The organism is Micromonospora sp. M42, from assembly GCF_000568915.1.
Classification (GTDB): Bacteria; Actinomycetota; Actinomycetes; order Mycobacteriales; family Micromonosporaceae; genus Micromonospora; species Micromonospora chalcea.
On record NZ_KK037233.1, the window covers coordinates 4,883,486 to 4,897,227 of the forward strand.

General features: G+C 72.3%; 13 protein-coding genes and 1 pseudogene. 4 read left to right on the forward strand and 10 right to left on the reverse strand.

What is annotated here, in order from left to right:
- Positions 1–2: 2 nt before the first annotated feature.
- Positions 3–674, reverse strand: coding sequence for a nucleotidyltransferase domain-containing protein (locus MCBG_RS22505; protein WP_043328037.1), 672 nt, complete (start codon positions 672–674; stop codon positions 3–5).
- Positions 675–750: 76 nt separating this feature from the next.
- On the opposite strand from MCBG_RS22505, the gene MCBG_RS22510 reads away from it, so the two are divergent.
- Positions 751–1,665 carry an SDR family oxidoreductase gene (locus MCBG_RS22510; protein WP_043328039.1) on the forward strand — a complete coding sequence of 305 codons (915 nt, stop codon included), beginning with the start codon at positions 751–753 and terminating at the stop codon, positions 1,663–1,665.
- Here the strand turns inward: MCBG_RS22510 and MCBG_RS22515 are convergent.
- Complete coding sequence (locus tag MCBG_RS22515) at positions 1,656–2,648, reverse strand: helix-turn-helix transcriptional regulator (protein WP_043330901.1); 993 nt, start codon at positions 2,646–2,648, stop codon at positions 1,656–1,658. The genes MCBG_RS22510 and MCBG_RS22515 overlap by 10 nt on opposite strands.
- 40 nt (positions 2,649–2,688) lie before the next feature.
- On the opposite strand from MCBG_RS22515, the gene MCBG_RS22520 reads away from it, so the two are divergent.
- Together MCBG_RS22520 and MCBG_RS22525 are read left to right on the forward strand one after the other, a co-directional pair.
- Complete coding sequence (locus MCBG_RS22520) at positions 2,689–3,480, forward strand: EI24 domain-containing protein (RefSeq protein WP_043328041.1); 792 nt, start codon at positions 2,689–2,691, stop codon at positions 3,478–3,480.
- Position 3,481: 1 nt separating this feature from the next.
- Positions 3,482–4,000 carry an O-acetyl-ADP-ribose deacetylase gene (locus tag MCBG_RS22525; protein ID WP_043328043.1) on the forward strand — a complete coding sequence of 173 codons (519 nt, stop codon included), beginning with the start codon at positions 3,482–3,484 and terminating at the stop codon, positions 3,998–4,000.
- On the opposite strand, the gene MCBG_RS22530 is transcribed toward MCBG_RS22525, so the two are convergent.
- The 7 genes from MCBG_RS22530 to MCBG_RS22560 all read right to left on the reverse strand — a co-directional run bounded on the left by MCBG_RS22530 (position 3,993) and on the right by MCBG_RS22560 (position 11,535).
- On the reverse strand, positions 3,993–4,898 hold the full coding sequence (locus tag MCBG_RS22530) for a GNAT family N-acetyltransferase (RefSeq protein WP_043328045.1): 906 nt from the start codon (positions 4,896–4,898) through the stop codon (positions 3,993–3,995). The genes MCBG_RS22525 and MCBG_RS22530 overlap by 8 nt on opposite strands.
- Before the next feature lie 108 nt (positions 4,899–5,006).
- Positions 5,007–6,014 (reverse strand): LacI family DNA-binding transcriptional regulator, encoded by a 1,008-nt coding sequence (locus tag MCBG_RS22535; RefSeq protein WP_043328047.1) that lies wholly within the window; start codon positions 6,012–6,014, stop codon positions 5,007–5,009.
- Between the two features lie 19 nt (positions 6,015–6,033).
- A complete protein-coding gene (locus MCBG_RS22540) occupies positions 6,034–7,401 on the reverse strand; it encodes a GH1 family beta-glucosidase (RefSeq protein ID WP_043328049.1) in 1,368 nt (455 codons plus the stop codon).
- Positions 7,398–8,231 (reverse strand): carbohydrate ABC transporter permease, encoded by an 834-nt coding sequence (locus MCBG_RS22545; protein WP_030504579.1) that lies wholly within the window; start codon positions 8,229–8,231, stop codon positions 7,398–7,400. The genes MCBG_RS22540 and MCBG_RS22545 overlap by 4 nt, the downstream gene beginning before the upstream one ends.
- On the reverse strand, positions 8,228–9,217 hold the full coding sequence (locus MCBG_RS22550; RefSeq protein ID WP_043328051.1) for a carbohydrate ABC transporter permease: 990 nt from the start codon (positions 9,215–9,217) through the stop codon (positions 8,228–8,230). Before MCBG_RS22550 ends, MCBG_RS22545 begins: the two co-directional genes overlap by 4 nt.
- A 70-nt stretch (positions 9,218–9,287) precedes the next feature.
- Entirely contained in the window at positions 9,288–10,595 is a 1,308-nt protein-coding gene (locus tag MCBG_RS22555) for an ABC transporter substrate-binding protein (protein ID WP_043328052.1), read from the reverse strand.
- A gap of 178 nt (positions 10,596–10,773) precedes the next feature.
- Positions 10,774–11,535, reverse strand: coding sequence for a maleylpyruvate isomerase family mycothiol-dependent enzyme (locus MCBG_RS22560; protein ID WP_369799322.1), 762 nt, complete (start codon positions 11,533–11,535; stop codon positions 10,774–10,776).
- A gap of 64 nt (positions 11,536–11,599) precedes the next feature.
- On the opposite strand from MCBG_RS22560, the gene MCBG_RS22565 reads away from it, so the two are divergent.
- Positions 11,600–12,691: a UDP-N-acetylmuramate dehydrogenase gene (locus MCBG_RS22565; RefSeq protein ID WP_043328055.1), complete on the forward strand. Its 1,092-nt coding sequence runs from the start codon at positions 11,600–11,602 to the stop codon at positions 12,689–12,691.
- Between the two features lie 289 nt (positions 12,692–12,980).
- On the opposite strand, the pseudogene MCBG_RS22570 reads toward MCBG_RS22565, so the two are convergent.
- Positions 12,981–13,742, reverse strand: a pseudogene (locus tag MCBG_RS22570) (class I SAM-dependent methyltransferase); the annotation flags it as partial.

Genomic DNA, 13,742 nt, shown 5'->3' on the forward strand with positions numbered 1-13,742 from the left:
GCTCAGCGCGGCAGGTACGCCGCCCGGACGGCGAGCAGCCAGCGTTCCACCGTCTCCTCGTCCGGGCGCTCCGGCAGCGGTGAGCGGATCCGGTCGAACTCCGCCTCGGCGTCCGCCACCAGTGCCTGCGCCTCCTCCAGCGCGCCGCCGGCGACCCGTTCGCCGAACGCGCGGAACCACTCCGGGTCGGCGAGGCGGATCTCCAGTACGCCTGTCGCGTACAGCACCCGGCCCTGGTGCAGCAGCCGGGCCAGGTGCCGGGCGTGCTTCGCCGAGCGCAGCCGCCCACCGGCGTCGGCGGGCCGGCCGGCGAGTTTGCGGAACTGCTGCGCGGCGTACCCGAGGTAGGCGTCACGGACGCGCGGCGCGCTGAGGAACGCCGACCGGATCGCGATCAGCTCCTCACCGAACCCGGTACGGGTCTCGTAGCAGTCGTCGGGCAGCCACATCAGCTCGGTGGCGGTGGGGTTGCCGCTCAGCGCCAGCAGCGCGTACTTGCGGGCCTCGTGCAGCGTGACGTCCGGGTCGGTGGTGACCACCGACTCGCGGGGCGGGCGCAGGCCGTGGAACGCGACTGTGGGCGCGGCGAACACGCCGAGCCGGTCGGTGTCCGAGCCGGGTCCGGCCAGCCCGTACGCGACCGAGCCGACGATCCCGGACAGCAGCAGGTGCATACCGGTGATGATCGCCCATCCGGTTCGTTCGGGAAACCGGACTTCCGTTGTCAGGTATCGCTGACACGGTGATCCCATGAACTCACCACTGACCGGAACTGTCGCGCTCGTCGCGGGCGCTACCCGGGGCGCCGGCCGGCAGATCGCCGTGCAGCTCGGCGCCGCCGGGGCCACCGTCTACGCCACCGGCCGCACCACCCGCGAGCGCCGCTCCGAGATGGGCCGGCCGGAGACCATCGAGGAGACCGCCGAGCTGGTCACCGCCGCCGGGGGCACCGGAATCGCCGTCGCTGTCGACCACCTCGACCCCGAGCAGGTACGCGCCCTGGTCGAGCGGATCGACGCCGAGCAGGGCCGCCTCGACGTGCTGGTGAACGACGTCTGGGGCGCCGACCCGCTGATCACCTGGGAGAAGCCGGTCTGGGAGCAGCCGCTCGACGCCGGTTTCCGTACGCTGCGGCTGGCTGTCGACACGCACATCATCACCAGCCACTTCGCGCTGCCGCTGCTGATCCGCAACCCGGGCGGCCTGGTGGTCGAGGTCGGCGACGGCACCAAGGAGCACAACGACAGCGAGTACCGCCTGTCGGTCTTCTACGACCTGGCGAAGGTGTCGGTGAACCGGCTCGGCTTCAGCCAGGCGCACGAGCTGGCCCCGCACGGCTGCACCGCCGTCGCGCTCACGCCGGGCTGGCTGCGCTCGGAGGCGATGCTCGAACACTACGGCGTCACCGAGGCGAACTGGCGTGACGGCGCGAAGACCGAGCCCCACTTCGTCATGTCGGAGACGCCGGCGTTCGTCGGGCGCGCGGTGGCGGCCCTGGCCGCCGACCCGGACCGGGCCCGCTGGAACGGCAAGTCGCTGGACAGCGGCGGTCTGGCCCAGGTGTACGGCTTCACCGACGTCGACGGCAGCCGCCCGCACTGGGCCCGCTACTACGAGGAGGTGGTCAAGCCTGGTAAGCCGGCCGACCCGGACGGCTACCGCTGACCGTCTGACGGCGGATCGGTGTAGAGCGCCGCCGCGCGGCGGGCCGCCTCGGCGAAGCGCGCCCGCAACCGCGGCGGCGCCAGCACCTCCACCTCCGGGCCGAGCGCCAGCAACTGGGTGTACGCCACATCGACCGACTCGACCGGCAGCCGCAGCACCAGCCGGCCCTGATCGTCCGGCGGACCGGCCGCGTCGACCGCCTCGGTGTAGACGAACGGCGCGTCTACCAGGTGCCGCAGCGCCCGCAACCCGGCCGGGCCGAGCCGCACGGTGACCCGCTCCCGCAGCAGCTCACGCAGGAACGCGCCGGCCTGTTCCCGCCAGTACGCCCCGAGGTCGAAGTCCTCGTCCCGGTCGAAGCCGTCGGCGCTCACCTCGGCCGAGACAACCCGGTCCACCCGGTACGTCCGCCAGCCGTCACCGACCCGGCCGACCAGGTACCAGACCCCGTTCTTCAGCACCAGCCCGTACGGCGCCAGCGTGCGGGTCACCTCCCGGTCCCCGCGCCGGTAGCGCAGCTCCACCATCAGGTCCCGCCAGACCGCCCGGGCCAGCTCGGCGAGGGCGGGCGGCGGCGCGGTCTCCCGGAACCAGCCGGGGACGTCCAGGTGGAACCGCTGCCCGGTACGCGCGGGCGCGTCCCGCAGGCTCGGCGGCAGCGCGGCGAGCACCTTCAGCTCGGCGGCGGCCACCGAGTCGGCCAGTCCCATGTCCCCTGCCGGTCCGGGCAGCCCGGCCAGGAACAGCGCCTCGGCCTCGTCCCGGCTCAACCCGGTCAGCCGGGTCCGGTAGCCGCCCAGCAGCCGGTAGCCGCCGGCCCGGCCCCGGTCCGCGTACACCGGGACACCGGCGGCGGAGAGCGCCAGCACGTCCCGGTAGACGGTCCGCTCGGACACCTCCAGCTCGTGGGCCAGCTCGGCAGCGGTCATCGTCTCCCGCGACTGGAGCAGCAGCACAAGCGAGATCAGCCGGGACGCACGCACCGGCCCATTGTGGTGCACCGGCAGATTAGGCTGTGCCGTCGTGAACGCCTCCCGTACGATCGCGCCGGTCACTGGCGCGGCCACCCGCTTCCTCGGCGGCGCCGGGCTGCTGCTGCGCGGCTTCGGCATGTACGTCCGCAGCCCGAAGCTGATGCTGCTCGGCGTGATCCCGGCGCTGATCACCGGCGCGCTCTACGTGGCGTTGTTCGCCACGCTGCTCTACTTCGTCGGCGACCTGGCGGGCTGGCTCACCCCGTTCGCCGACGACTGGTCGTCGCCCTGGCGCAATCTGCTGCGGGTCGCCGCCGGGCTGGCGGTGGTCGGCGTCGCCGGGCTGGTCGGGGTGCTCACGTTCACCGCCGTCACGCTCGTCATCGGCGACCCGTTCTACGAGGCGATCTCGGAGCGGGTCGAGGACCGGCTCGGCGGCACCCCCGGCGCCGTGGACGTGCCGTTCTGGTCCTCGCTGCGACGCAGCCTCGCCGACTCGTTGCGCCTGGTGGCGCTGTCCGCGCTGATCGGCGTACCCCTGTTCGCCGCCGGTTTCATCCCGGTGGTGGGACAGACGGTGGTCCCGGTGGTCGGCGCCCTGGTGGGTGGCTGGTTCCTGGCGCTGGAGCTGGTCGGCGCGCCGTTCTACCGGCGCGGGATGCGGCTGCCGGACCGGCGGGCGCGGCTGCGGGCCGACCGGCCGACGGCGCTCGGCTTCGGGGTGGCGGTCTTCCTGTGCTTCCTGATCCCGCTCGGCGCGGTGCTGGTCATGCCGGCCGCCGTGGCCGGGGCCGCGCTGCTGGCCCGCCGGTCGCTGGGCCAGCCCATCGAGGAGAGCTGAGATGGACACCGTCCTGATCGAGGGGGACATCACCGCGCAGCAGGTCGACGCGATAGTCAACGCCGCCAACTCGTCGCTGCTCGGCGGCGGGGGCGTGGACGGCGCGATCCACCGCCGCGGCGGACCGGCGATCCTGGAGGAGTGCGAGGCGTTGCGCGCCTCCCGCTACCCGCGCGGGCTGCCCACCGGCCAGGCCGTAGCCACCACCGCCGGCAACCTGCCCGCGCGTTGGGTGGTGCACACGGTCGGCCCGGTCTTCTCGCCGGGCGAGGACCGCTCGGCGCTGCTGCGCGACTGCTACGCCAACAGCCTGCGGGTCGCCGACGGGCTGGGCGCCACCCGGATCGCGTTCCCGCTGATCTCCGCCGGGATCTACGGCTGGCCGGTCGAGGACGCGGTGGCGCAGGCGCTCACCGTGCTGCACGCGGCCACCCCGGAGCACGTCACCGAGGCGCGGCTGGTGCTGTTCGGCGCCGATACGTACGCCACTGCGGTGCGGGTGGCCGCCGGGCTCAGCTGAGCGTGCGCCGGCACGACCACTGGCTGTCCACCGGCCGGTAGCCGAGCCGCTCGTTGATCGCCAGCATCGGCGCGTTCACCTCGTGGTTCGAGGTGTACGCGGTGCGAGCCCCGCGCGCCGCCGCACGGTGAAGCGCGGCCTGCTTGGCCAGCCGGGCCAGCCCCCGCCCCCGGTACGCGGGCAGCGTGCCGGTGAAGTCCGACCACATCCGCTCGCCGTCCCGCTGGACCAGGGTCAGCGCGACCAGTTCCCCGTCCACCTCGGCGAGCGTGCTCGCCTCCCGGTCCAGCCCCGGGTTGTCCCAGCACTCGTACCGCCACAGGTCGAAGCCGAGCGAGTCCGTCGGCACGTCCCCCGGCTCGTCCCGGGACGCCTCGGCGTCGACCCGGTGCACCAGACGCGGGTCGAGCCCGGCGGCGGACACCAGCCGTACGCCCGGCGGCGGCTGCGGCATCGGCGGGGGCGTGCTCAGGTCCAGCGCCGAGTAGCGCACCTCCCGGCTGGGCGTGAAGCCGTGCCGCTGCGCGAACGGCAGCGACTCGGTATGCGCGTAGGTGAGCACCTCGGTGGACCCGAGCGTCAGCAGGTGCCCGAGCGCGGTGTCGAACAGCGCCGCGCCGGTGCCGTGGCGGCGATGCGCCGGGTGTACGTGCAGCAGGGAGATCATCCCCACGCCGGGCGTCGAGGTCTGCGTGTTGCGGTACGCCGACGCCCAGCCGACGACCTCGCCGTCCGCCTCGGCGACCCAGGCCGCCCAGTCCTCGCCGGGCGGCGGTTCGGCGATCATGCGGCGGGTCGACTCGACGCCGCGCACCAGATAGGGGAAGACGAGCGCACGCAACGCCACCACGGCGGGCGCGTCGTCGGGGCGGGCGGGACGGATCTCGGCTGCGTTCATCCGGCGGACCCTAGACCCGCCGCCACCCGCGCCGCGACCGGTTAACGCGGGGCGGGCTGTTAAGAAGGGCCCCCTCCTCTACCGGAGGCGTTAAGAGGGGGCCCTTCCTTACGCGGACTCGCGCAGCACCAGCTCGGTGGGCAGCACCAGCGCCTGCTCGACCGTCTCGCCCGCCGCTATGCGCAGCAACTGCCGGGTCATCGACCGGCCCAGCTCCACTATCGGCTGCCGCACGGTGCTCAGCGGCGGCTCGGTGTACGCGGCCGTCTCGATGTCGTCGAACCCGATCACCGCCACGTCCTCGGGCACCCGCCGCCCGGCCTCCCGCAGCGTCCGCAGGGCGGCGTGCGCCATCAGGTCGGAGGCGGCGAACACGGCGTCCAGTTCCGGGTCGGCGGCGAGCAGCTCCCGCATCGCGGCGGTGCCCGACTCCCGGGTGAAGTCGCCGTACGCGACCAGCTCCGGCAGCCCGGCCTCGGTGATCGCGCTGCGGTAGCCGATCAGCCGCTCGATTCCGGCGACCATGTCCTGCGGCCCGGCGATGGTGGCGATCCGACGGCGTCCGCTCGCGATCAGGTGCTGGACCGCCGTGCTCACGCCGCCTTCGTGGTCGACGTCCACGTACGGCACGTCGGCGCCGTCCAGCGGCCGTCCGCTGCACACCACCGGGATGCCGAGGCGGGCCAGCCGGCCGGGCAGCGGGTCCTCGCCGTGCAGCGAGGCGAACAGCACCCCGTCGACGTGCCGGCCGGTGGTGTACCGCTCGACCCGTTCGTGTCCGGCCGGTGAGCCGGCGAGCATCAGCACGAGCTGCTTGTCCGCCGCCTCCAGCTCCTGCGCCGCGCCCCTGATGATGCCCGGGAACACCTGGTCGTCGGAGAAGACCCGGGTGGCCGCCTCGGGCAGCACCAGCGCCACCGAGTCGGTCCGCTGGGTGACCAGGCTGCGGGCGGCGAGGTTCGGGACGTACCCGAGTTCCTCGACCGCCCGGCGTACCGCCTGCCGGATCGGCTCGGCCACAGTGGTCGAGCCGTTCACCACCCGGGAGACGGTGGCCCGGGACACGCCGGCCAGCCGGGCCACCGCCTCCAGGGTCGGTCGCTGTGCCGTCGTCATCCCCGTAACCACCACCTCGTCACAGCCCGTTCCGGGCGATCACCTCCTGGTACCAGCGGGCGCTGTGCTTTGGTGTGCGCCGCTGGGTCAGGTAGTCGACGTGGACGATCCCGAATCGCTTCCGGTAACCCTCGGCCCATTCGAAGTTGTCCAGCACCGACCATACGAGATAACCGCGCAGGTCCACGCCGCGGGCGATGGCTTCGTGCGCGGCGCGCAGGTGCCCGTCGAGGTAGGCGACCCGGTCGGTGTCCGCCACCCCGCCCTGCTCGTCGAGGTCGGTGTCCGGAAACGCCCCGCCGTTCTCGGTGATCATCAGGGGCAGCCCGGGGTGGTCGGCGGCCACCCGTTCCAGCAGCCGGGTCAGCCCGGCCGGCTCGATCGACCAGCCCATGTCGGTGAGCGGCCCGGCCGGCGGCAGGAACTCGACGGTCCCGGCGGTGCCCGGGTACGCGTCCCCGCCCGCGCCGCCCGCCCGCCCGGCCACGTAGGTGGGCGCGTAGTAGTTCAGGCCGAGCAGGTCCAGCGGCGCGGCGATCAGCTTCTCGTCCCCGTCCCTGATGAAGTCCGGCGCGACGATCCGGCCGACGTGGGCCAGCATGTCCGCCGGGTAGCCGCCGCCGGTGAGCGGGTCCAGGAAGATCCGGTTGTGCAGGCCGTCGACCAGCCGTACCGCCTCGGCGTCAGCGGCGCTCGCGGCGTCCGCCGGCTGCACGTCGGCCAGGTTGAGCGTGATCCCCAGCGTCTCCACGCCGGCCGCGCGCAGCGCCCGCGCCGCCAGGCCGTGGCCGAGCAGCAGATGGTGTACGGCCCGGAACGCGTCACCGGCGTTCCGCCGCCCCGGCGCGTGCACCCCGGAGCCGTACCCGAGGTAGGCCGAGCACCACGGCTCGTTGAGCGTGGTCCAGGTGCGGACCCGGTCGCCGAGGCGGCCGTGCACGGCGAGCGCGTACTCGGCGAAGTGCTCGGCGGTCTCCCGGACGGTCCAACCGCCCCGGTCCTCCAGCGCCTGCGGCAGGTCCCAGTGGTAGAGCGTGACGATCGGGTCGAGGCCGGCGTCGAGCAGCGCGTCGGTCAGCCGGTCGTAGAAGTCGAGCCCGCGCGGCTCGACCGGGCCGGTGCCGTCCGGCCGCACCCGGGGCCAGGACACCGAGAACCGGTACGCCCGCAGCCCCAGCTCGGCCATCAGCGCGACGTCCTCGGCGTACCGGTGGTAGTGGTCGCAGGCCACGTCGCCGGTGTGGCCGGCGAACACCGCGCCCGGCGTACGGCTGAAGGTGTCCCAGATCGACGGACCGCGACCGTCGTCGCGGGCGGCGCCCTCGATCTGGTACGCGGCGGTGGCTCCGCCCCAGACGAAGCCCTCCGGGAATCGGACGTTGCTCATGCCTTGACCGCACCTTCCATGATGCCGCCGATGATCTGGCGGCCGAAGACGATGAACACCAGCAGCAGCGGCAGCGTGGCGATGGCCGTGCCGGTGAACACCTGCGACATGTCCTGGTAGTACCCGTCGGAGAGGGCCCGCAGCGACAGCTGCACCGTCGGGTTCTCCGGGTCGTTCAGCACCGCGTACGGCCACAGGAAGTCGTTCCAGGTGGTCATGAACGTGAGCAGGCCGAGCACGGCGGCGGCCGGGCGCAGCGCGGGCAGCACCACGTTCCAGTAGATCCGGGCGGTGTTGCAGCCGTCCATCCGGGCCGCCTCGATCAGTTCGGTGCTGACCGCCTGGCCCGCGTACTGGCGCATCATGAACACGCCGAAGCCGGTGACCAGCGCCGGCACGATCACGGCGGGCAGCCGGTCGTTCCAGTTCAGCTTCGTCATCAGCAGGTAGAGCGGGATCACGCCGAGCTGCGTCGGGACCATCATGGTGGCGACGATGACCAGCAGCAGCGCGTTGCGCCCCCGGAAGCGCAACTTGGCGAAGGCGAACCCGGCCAGCGTGGAGAAGAACACCACCGAGATCGTGACGGTGGTGGCCACGATCGCCGAGTTGATCAGGCCGGTCAGGAAGTACGCGTCGGTGTTGTCGAACAGCCGGGCGATGTTGGCGCCGAGGTTGCCGCCGGGGGTGAGCGGCGGCGGCACCTGGCCCATCGTGTCGCTGGTGCGGCTGGCCACCACGAACATCCAGTAGATCGGGAAGATCGACAGGACGGCCGAGAGCGTCAGCGCCAGGTAGGTGAGCCGGCTTGCCGACCAGAGGCGGGTCATCGGGAGACCTCCTTGCGGGAGCCGCCGCCGAGCCGGCGCAGGAGCAGGACGTTTATCGCCGCGACCACGGCGATGAGCGCGAACAGCAGCCAGGCGACCGCCGACCCGTAGCCGAAGTTGTAGTGCGGCGCGAAGGCGTTCTCGAACATGTACATGGTCACCGTCTGCGACTCCCGCAGCGGTCCGCCGCGGATCGCGTTGGTGCCGGAGTTGAACATCCGCGGCTCGGTGAAGAGCTGGAGGCCGCCGATGGTGGAGATGATGACCGCGAAGATGATCGTGGGCTTGAGCAGCGGCACCGTGATGGACCAGAACTGGCGGGCCCGGCCGGCCCCGTCGATCGCCGCCGACTCGTACAGGTCGCGCGGGATGGCCTGCATGGCGGCCAGGAAGATCAGCGCGTTGTAGCCGGTCCAGCGCCAGTCGACCATGGTGGAGATGGCGACCCAGGCGGCGAACCGGTTCGCCTTCCAGTCGATCGCGCTGATCCCGACGTGGTCGAGCAGCCAGTTGATCATGCCGAACTCGCGGCCGAACAGGACTGCGAACACGATCGCCACGGCGGCGGTCGAGGTGACGTTCGGGATCAGCACCGCCATCCGCCAGGTGGTACGGGCGCGCAACTGCCGGTTGAGCAGGTTGGCCAGCCAGAGCGCGGCGAGCAGCTGCGGGACCGTGGAGATCACGAAGATGCCCAGCGTGTTGACCACCGAGTGCCAGAAGTCCGAGTCGGCGAGCAGCTGGGTGTAGTTGTCGAAGCCGATGTACGGGTGTTCGGCGCCGAGCAGGTCCCAGTCGTGCAGCGAGACCCAGAACGTGTACGCCAGCGGGTACGCCCCGAAGACGCCGAACAGCAGGAAGAACGGGGCGATGAACAGGTACGGCGAGTACTTCGTGTCGAGTCGGCTGAGCCGGTTGCCCAGGCCGGGACGGGTGGGGCGGGGTGCCGGTGCGACCGGCGGGCGGGCGTCGAGCTGGACGGCCATGACCCGGGACTCCTTTCCGCCGTGCGGGCGGCCCCCGTGGCCGGGTGGCCGCCCGCACGCGCTGCTCGGGTTACTTGGCGGCGGCCTTCTCGGCGTTGGCGACCGCGTCGGTCCAGCCCTGTTCCGGGGAGCGCTTGCCCAGCTCGACGCTGCGGACGGCGTTCTCGACCTCGGTGCGTACGGCCTGGTTCTTCGGTCCCATGTAGACCGGCTTCAGGCTCTTGGCGCCCTCGGCGAAGATCTTCCCGACCGGCGCCTCGGAGAAGTAGGCGTTCTTCGAGTCGATGATCGCCGGGTCCTCCAGCGCCTGCGGCGAAGAGGGCAGGGGACCCTTCGCCTTGAACGCGCCGATCTGACCCTTGGCGCTGGTCAGGAACTTGGCCAGCTCGATCGCCTCGGCCTGGTGCTTGCTCTGCTTCGGCACCGCGAGGAACGAGCCGCCCCAGTTGCCGCCGTTGCCGGGGATCTGGGCGATGTCCCACTTGCCCTTGGCGCCCGCGCCCGCGTTGCCCTCGATCACGCCGGTCATCCAGGCCGGGCAGGCGATGGTGGCGAACTTCGACTGCTTGAACGCCGACACCCACTCCTCGGACCACGAGCCGTACTTGCCGGACAGCCCCGAGTCGATGATGTCCATCGTGGTGTCGTACGCCTGCTTCACCGCCGGGTTGCTGCCCACGACCAGGTTGTTGCTGGTGTCGTAGTAGCTGTAGCCGCTGCTGTTGCCGGCGGTCTGGAGCAGGATCGTGTTGAAGGTGTTGGTCGCGGCGTCCAGGAACGACGCGCCCGTCTTCTTCGCGGTGAACTGCTCGCCGACCTTGATGTAGTCCTGCCAGGTGGGCCAGAGCTTGGACACGGCCTCCCGGTCGGTGGGCAGGCCGGCCTTGGCGAACAGGTCGGTGCGGTAGCACATCGCCATGCCGCCGACGTCAGTGCCGAGGCCGATGAGCTGCTTGCCGTCGGCGGTGAGGCCCTGGTTCCACTTCCAGTCGAGGAAGTTGCCCTTCAGGTCGGCCGCGCCGTGGTCGAGCAGGTTGACGAAGTTCTGCGGGTTGGCCTTGTACTCGACGAGCAGGCCCTCCTCGATGGCGACCACGTCACCGGCGCCCTTGCCCGCGGCGAGCCACTGGGTGAGCTTCGGGGAGTACTCGTCGAGGTTGCCGCCGGTGCCGCGCTCGACGATCTTCACGCCGGGGTGGCTGGCCATGTACTCCTGGTAGAGATCGGCGTAACCGAACTGGCCGAAGACGTCGACGGTGAGCGTTATCGGCCCGTCGGCGGCGGCATCGTCGCCGCCGCCGCAGGCGGTGGTGCCGAGCAGCGCGGTGGCGGCGACCACTGCAACCGCCGCCAGGCGGCGGCGCGTGAAGGTGAGCATGCTGTCCTGACCTCTCGGGTCGTCGAAACGGGTGGTGGAAGGCGGTTCCGGAACTTAGAGAGCGCTCTCACGACAGCGTGGTGGAGGGTCACGGACCTTGTCAAGAGAGCGCTCTCAGAGCTGTCCGAAAAGAAACGGAGAGGGGCGCCCGCCGCCCCTCTCCGTCCGGTGCCCGTCGTCAGCCGACCCGCAGGCCCCCCAGCAGGGCCGGGTCGCCCGCCACGTCCAGCGCGTCGAAGCTGATTCGGCCCATCAGCGCCAGCAGCAGATCGCTCGCCGTGCCGGCCACCTGTGCCCGGGCCCGGTGGTCGTCGTGGTCCAGGATCGTCGCGGTGTCCAGCAGCGCGACCCCCTCACCCCGCAACCGCAGGTACCACTCCTGGGCCGCGTCGGTCGCGGTCAGCTGCACCACGCCGCGCCACTGCCCGGGCTGCACCCGCCGGCCCGCCGGCAGCCAGGTGTCCAGCACCTCGCTCACCCCGTCGGCCGCGAGCTTCGCCTCGATCGGATCACCCGCACCGATCGCGAGCTGGGCGTCCCAGCGGTGCACGGCCGTCTCGTGCGCCATCCGGCGCGGCCAGAAGGCCGCCTTCTTCGGCTGCGGCGCGAAGTTCCAGGCCGGCGCCTCCGGATCCGCCGCCTCCAGCAGCGCGGTGATCCGCTCGTACTCCCGCACGTACCACTGGGCCGGCGTCAGGTCCGCCGGCGGCTCCGGGTCGTGCCGCTCCGGGCGGGTGGTGCCACCGGCGGTCAGCACGGTGCCCGCCCAGACGTACACGCGGGTCAGGTGATGGGCGAGATCGGTGACCGTCCAGCCGGGACAGGACAGCACGGGTGTCTCGGGCGGCGCCTCCGAAACCGCCGCGGCGAAGGCGGGACCCTCCGTGCGCAGCGCGCCGATCCAGAAGTCCTTCGTGTGGTGCAGTCTGCTCATCGCCATCCTCCCGGGGGTGACCGGGCCACCAGTGGGTGCGCCGGCTACCCCTCAGCCTAGGGTGAAAGGCGTGTCAGACGTCTACGCCGAACCGGCTACTGCCGGTGAACCGACCGATCCGGCCACCCTGGCGCGCTACACCACGCTCCGGCTCGGCGGACCCGCCGGGCGGCTGGAGATCGCCGAGGACGCCGCCCAGATCGTGCGAAAAGTGCAGGAAGCGGAGGCCCGCGAGCAGGCCGTGCTGGTGCTGGCGGGCGGCAGCAACGTCGTGATCGGCGATCAGGGCTTCCCCGGCACCGTCGTGCTCGTCCGCTCGCGCGGGTTCCAGGCCGTGGCCGAGGAGGGCGACACCGTCACGGTACGTGTCGAAGCCGGCGAGCCGTGGGACGACTTCGTCGCCGCCACCGTCGAGCGCGGCTGGTCCGGGCTGGAGTGCCTCTCCGGCATCCCCGGCTCGGCCGGCGCGACACCGATCCAGAACGTCGGCGCGTACGGCCAGGAGGTCGCCGAGACCATCGTCGCCGTCGAGGCGTACGACCGGACCGAACGCCGGGTGGCGCGGATCGCGGCGGCCGACTGCGGGTTCGTCTACCGGGGGAGCATCTTCAAGTACAGCGACCGCTGGGTGGTGCTCTCGGTCGACTTCCGGCTCACCCGGTCCCCGCGCTCCGGCCCGGTCCGCTACGCCGAACTGGCCCGGGCGCTCGGTGTCGAGGTCGGCGACCGGGTGCCGCTGGCCGAAGCCCGGGCCACCGTGCGGAAGCTGCGCGCCGGCAAGGGCATGGTGCTGGACGCGGCCGACCCGGACACCTGGTCGGTCGGCTCGTTCTTCACCAACCCGGTGCTGCCGGGCGAGGTGTTCGAGCAGGTACGGGAACGCGCCGCCGAGGTGGGTGAGCCGCCGCACTGGCCGGGCGCCGACGGCACGGTGAAGGTCAGCGCCGCCTGGCTGATCGACAAGGCGGGCTTCGGCAAGGGGTACGCGGGCCCGGAGGGCGTCGCCATCTCCAGCAAGCACACGCTCGCGCTCACCAACCACTCCGGCAGCGCCAGCACGGCCGCGCTGGTGGCGCTGGCCCGCGAGATCCGAGACGGCGTCCAGTCCCGCTTCGGCGTAACCCTCCACCCCGAACCAGTCCTGATCAACTGCACCATCTGACCCGCGCCCCCGCCCCCCGCCCCCCGCCCCCTCCCACTCCCCCTCCCACCCCCGCGATCTTGCACTTCCGGCCCTCGGTCCGAGCGTTTTGACCCGTTCTGCCGGGGCAGCAAGTGCAAGATCAACGCTTGGCTCGAAGGGTCCCGCCGAGGGTTCCAGGGGAGGGGTGACGCCTCCCTTGATCTTGGAGTTGTGGTGCCTCGTGAACTGGGCCAAACGGGGCAAGATGGGCGCCACAAGTCCAAGATCGGCGGGGCGGTGGGCGGTGGGCGGGGCGGTGGCGTGCGGGTCAGCGGGGGGAGATGGCGGGCCAGGGGAGCGTGAGGTTGCCGTGGCGCCACGTACGAGGGCTGTCCCGGATCGGCCAGCCTGACTCCTTCACCGCCTCTACCGTCCGCAGCCAGCGCTGCCGGGGGCCGAACGGGGCGTAGCCGGCGGCCGCGCGCCACGCCTGCTCCAGCGCCTCGATCAGGTCGTGGATGCGTTCACCTGGGACGTTGCGGTGGATCAGCGCCTTCGGCAGCCGCTCGGCGAGCGTGGCCGGGCTCTCCAGCGTGGTCAGCTTCGCCGACAACGTGAGCGTGAGAGGGCCGGTGGCGTCCAGCAGCACCCAGGAGCCGAGCCGCCCCAGCTCGTCGCAGGTGCCCTCGACCAGCAGCCCGCCGGGGCGCGAGCCGCCCGGTGACTGTGTGCCAGGCGTCGGCCACCTCGCTCTCGTCGTACTGGCGGAGCACGTTGAACGCCCGCACCAGCGCGGGACGCAGTCCGGCCAGCTCGAAGCCGCCCCTGGCGAACGTCAGCCCGGGCGGGTCGGCGGCGGGCAGGGCGGCGGCGACGCGTACCGGATCGATCTCCAGGCCGACCACCCGCACGTCGGCGCGGACGCCGGACGCCAGCCGGGCGCGCAGCTCGACCGGGGTGACCGGGGTGGCGCCGTAGCCGAGGTCGACCACGAGCGGGTCGGCGGCGGCACGCAGCGCGTCCCCGCAGGTCTCGACGACCCAGTTGTCCACCCGCCGGAGCCGGTTGGGTTGGTGGTGCCCCGGGTGGC

Excerpts from the sequence above, each read along its gene's own strand:
- MCBG_RS22555 (WP_043328052.1), bottom strand. The coding sequence starts at position 10,595 with ATGCTCACCTTCACGCGCCGCCGCCTGGCGGCGGTTGCAGTGGTCGCC.
- MCBG_RS22530 (WP_043328045.1), bottom strand. The coding sequence starts at position 4,898 with ATGAACGCAGCCGAGATCCGTCCCGCCCGCCCCGACGACGCGCCCGCC.
- MCBG_RS22535 (WP_043328047.1), bottom strand. The coding sequence starts at position 6,014 with ATGACGACGGCACAGCGACCGACCCTGGAGGCGGTGGCCCGGCTGGCC.
- MCBG_RS22510 (WP_043328039.1), top strand. The coding sequence starts at position 751 with ATGAACTCACCACTGACCGGAACTGTCGCGCTCGTCGCGGGCGCTACC.
- MCBG_RS22550 (WP_043328051.1), bottom strand. The coding sequence starts at position 9,217 with ATGGCCGTCCAGCTCGACGCCCGCCCGCCGGTCGCACCGGCACCCCGC.
- MCBG_RS22560 (WP_369799322.1), bottom strand. The coding sequence starts at position 11,535 with ATGGCGATGAGCAGACTGCACCACACGAAGGACTTCTGGATCGGCGCG.
- MCBG_RS22540 (WP_043328049.1), bottom strand. The coding sequence starts at position 7,401 with ATGAGCAACGTCCGATTCCCGGAGGGCTTCGTCTGGGGCGGAGCCACC.
- MCBG_RS22525 (WP_043328043.1), top strand. The coding sequence starts at position 3,482 with ATGGACACCGTCCTGATCGAGGGGGACATCACCGCGCAGCAGGTCGAC.
- MCBG_RS22545 (WP_030504579.1), bottom strand. The coding sequence starts at position 8,231 with ATGACCCGCCTCTGGTCGGCAAGCCGGCTCACCTACCTGGCGCTGACG.
- MCBG_RS22505 (WP_043328037.1), bottom strand. The coding sequence starts at position 674 with ATGCACCTGCTGCTGTCCGGGATCGTCGGCTCGGTCGCGTACGGGCTG.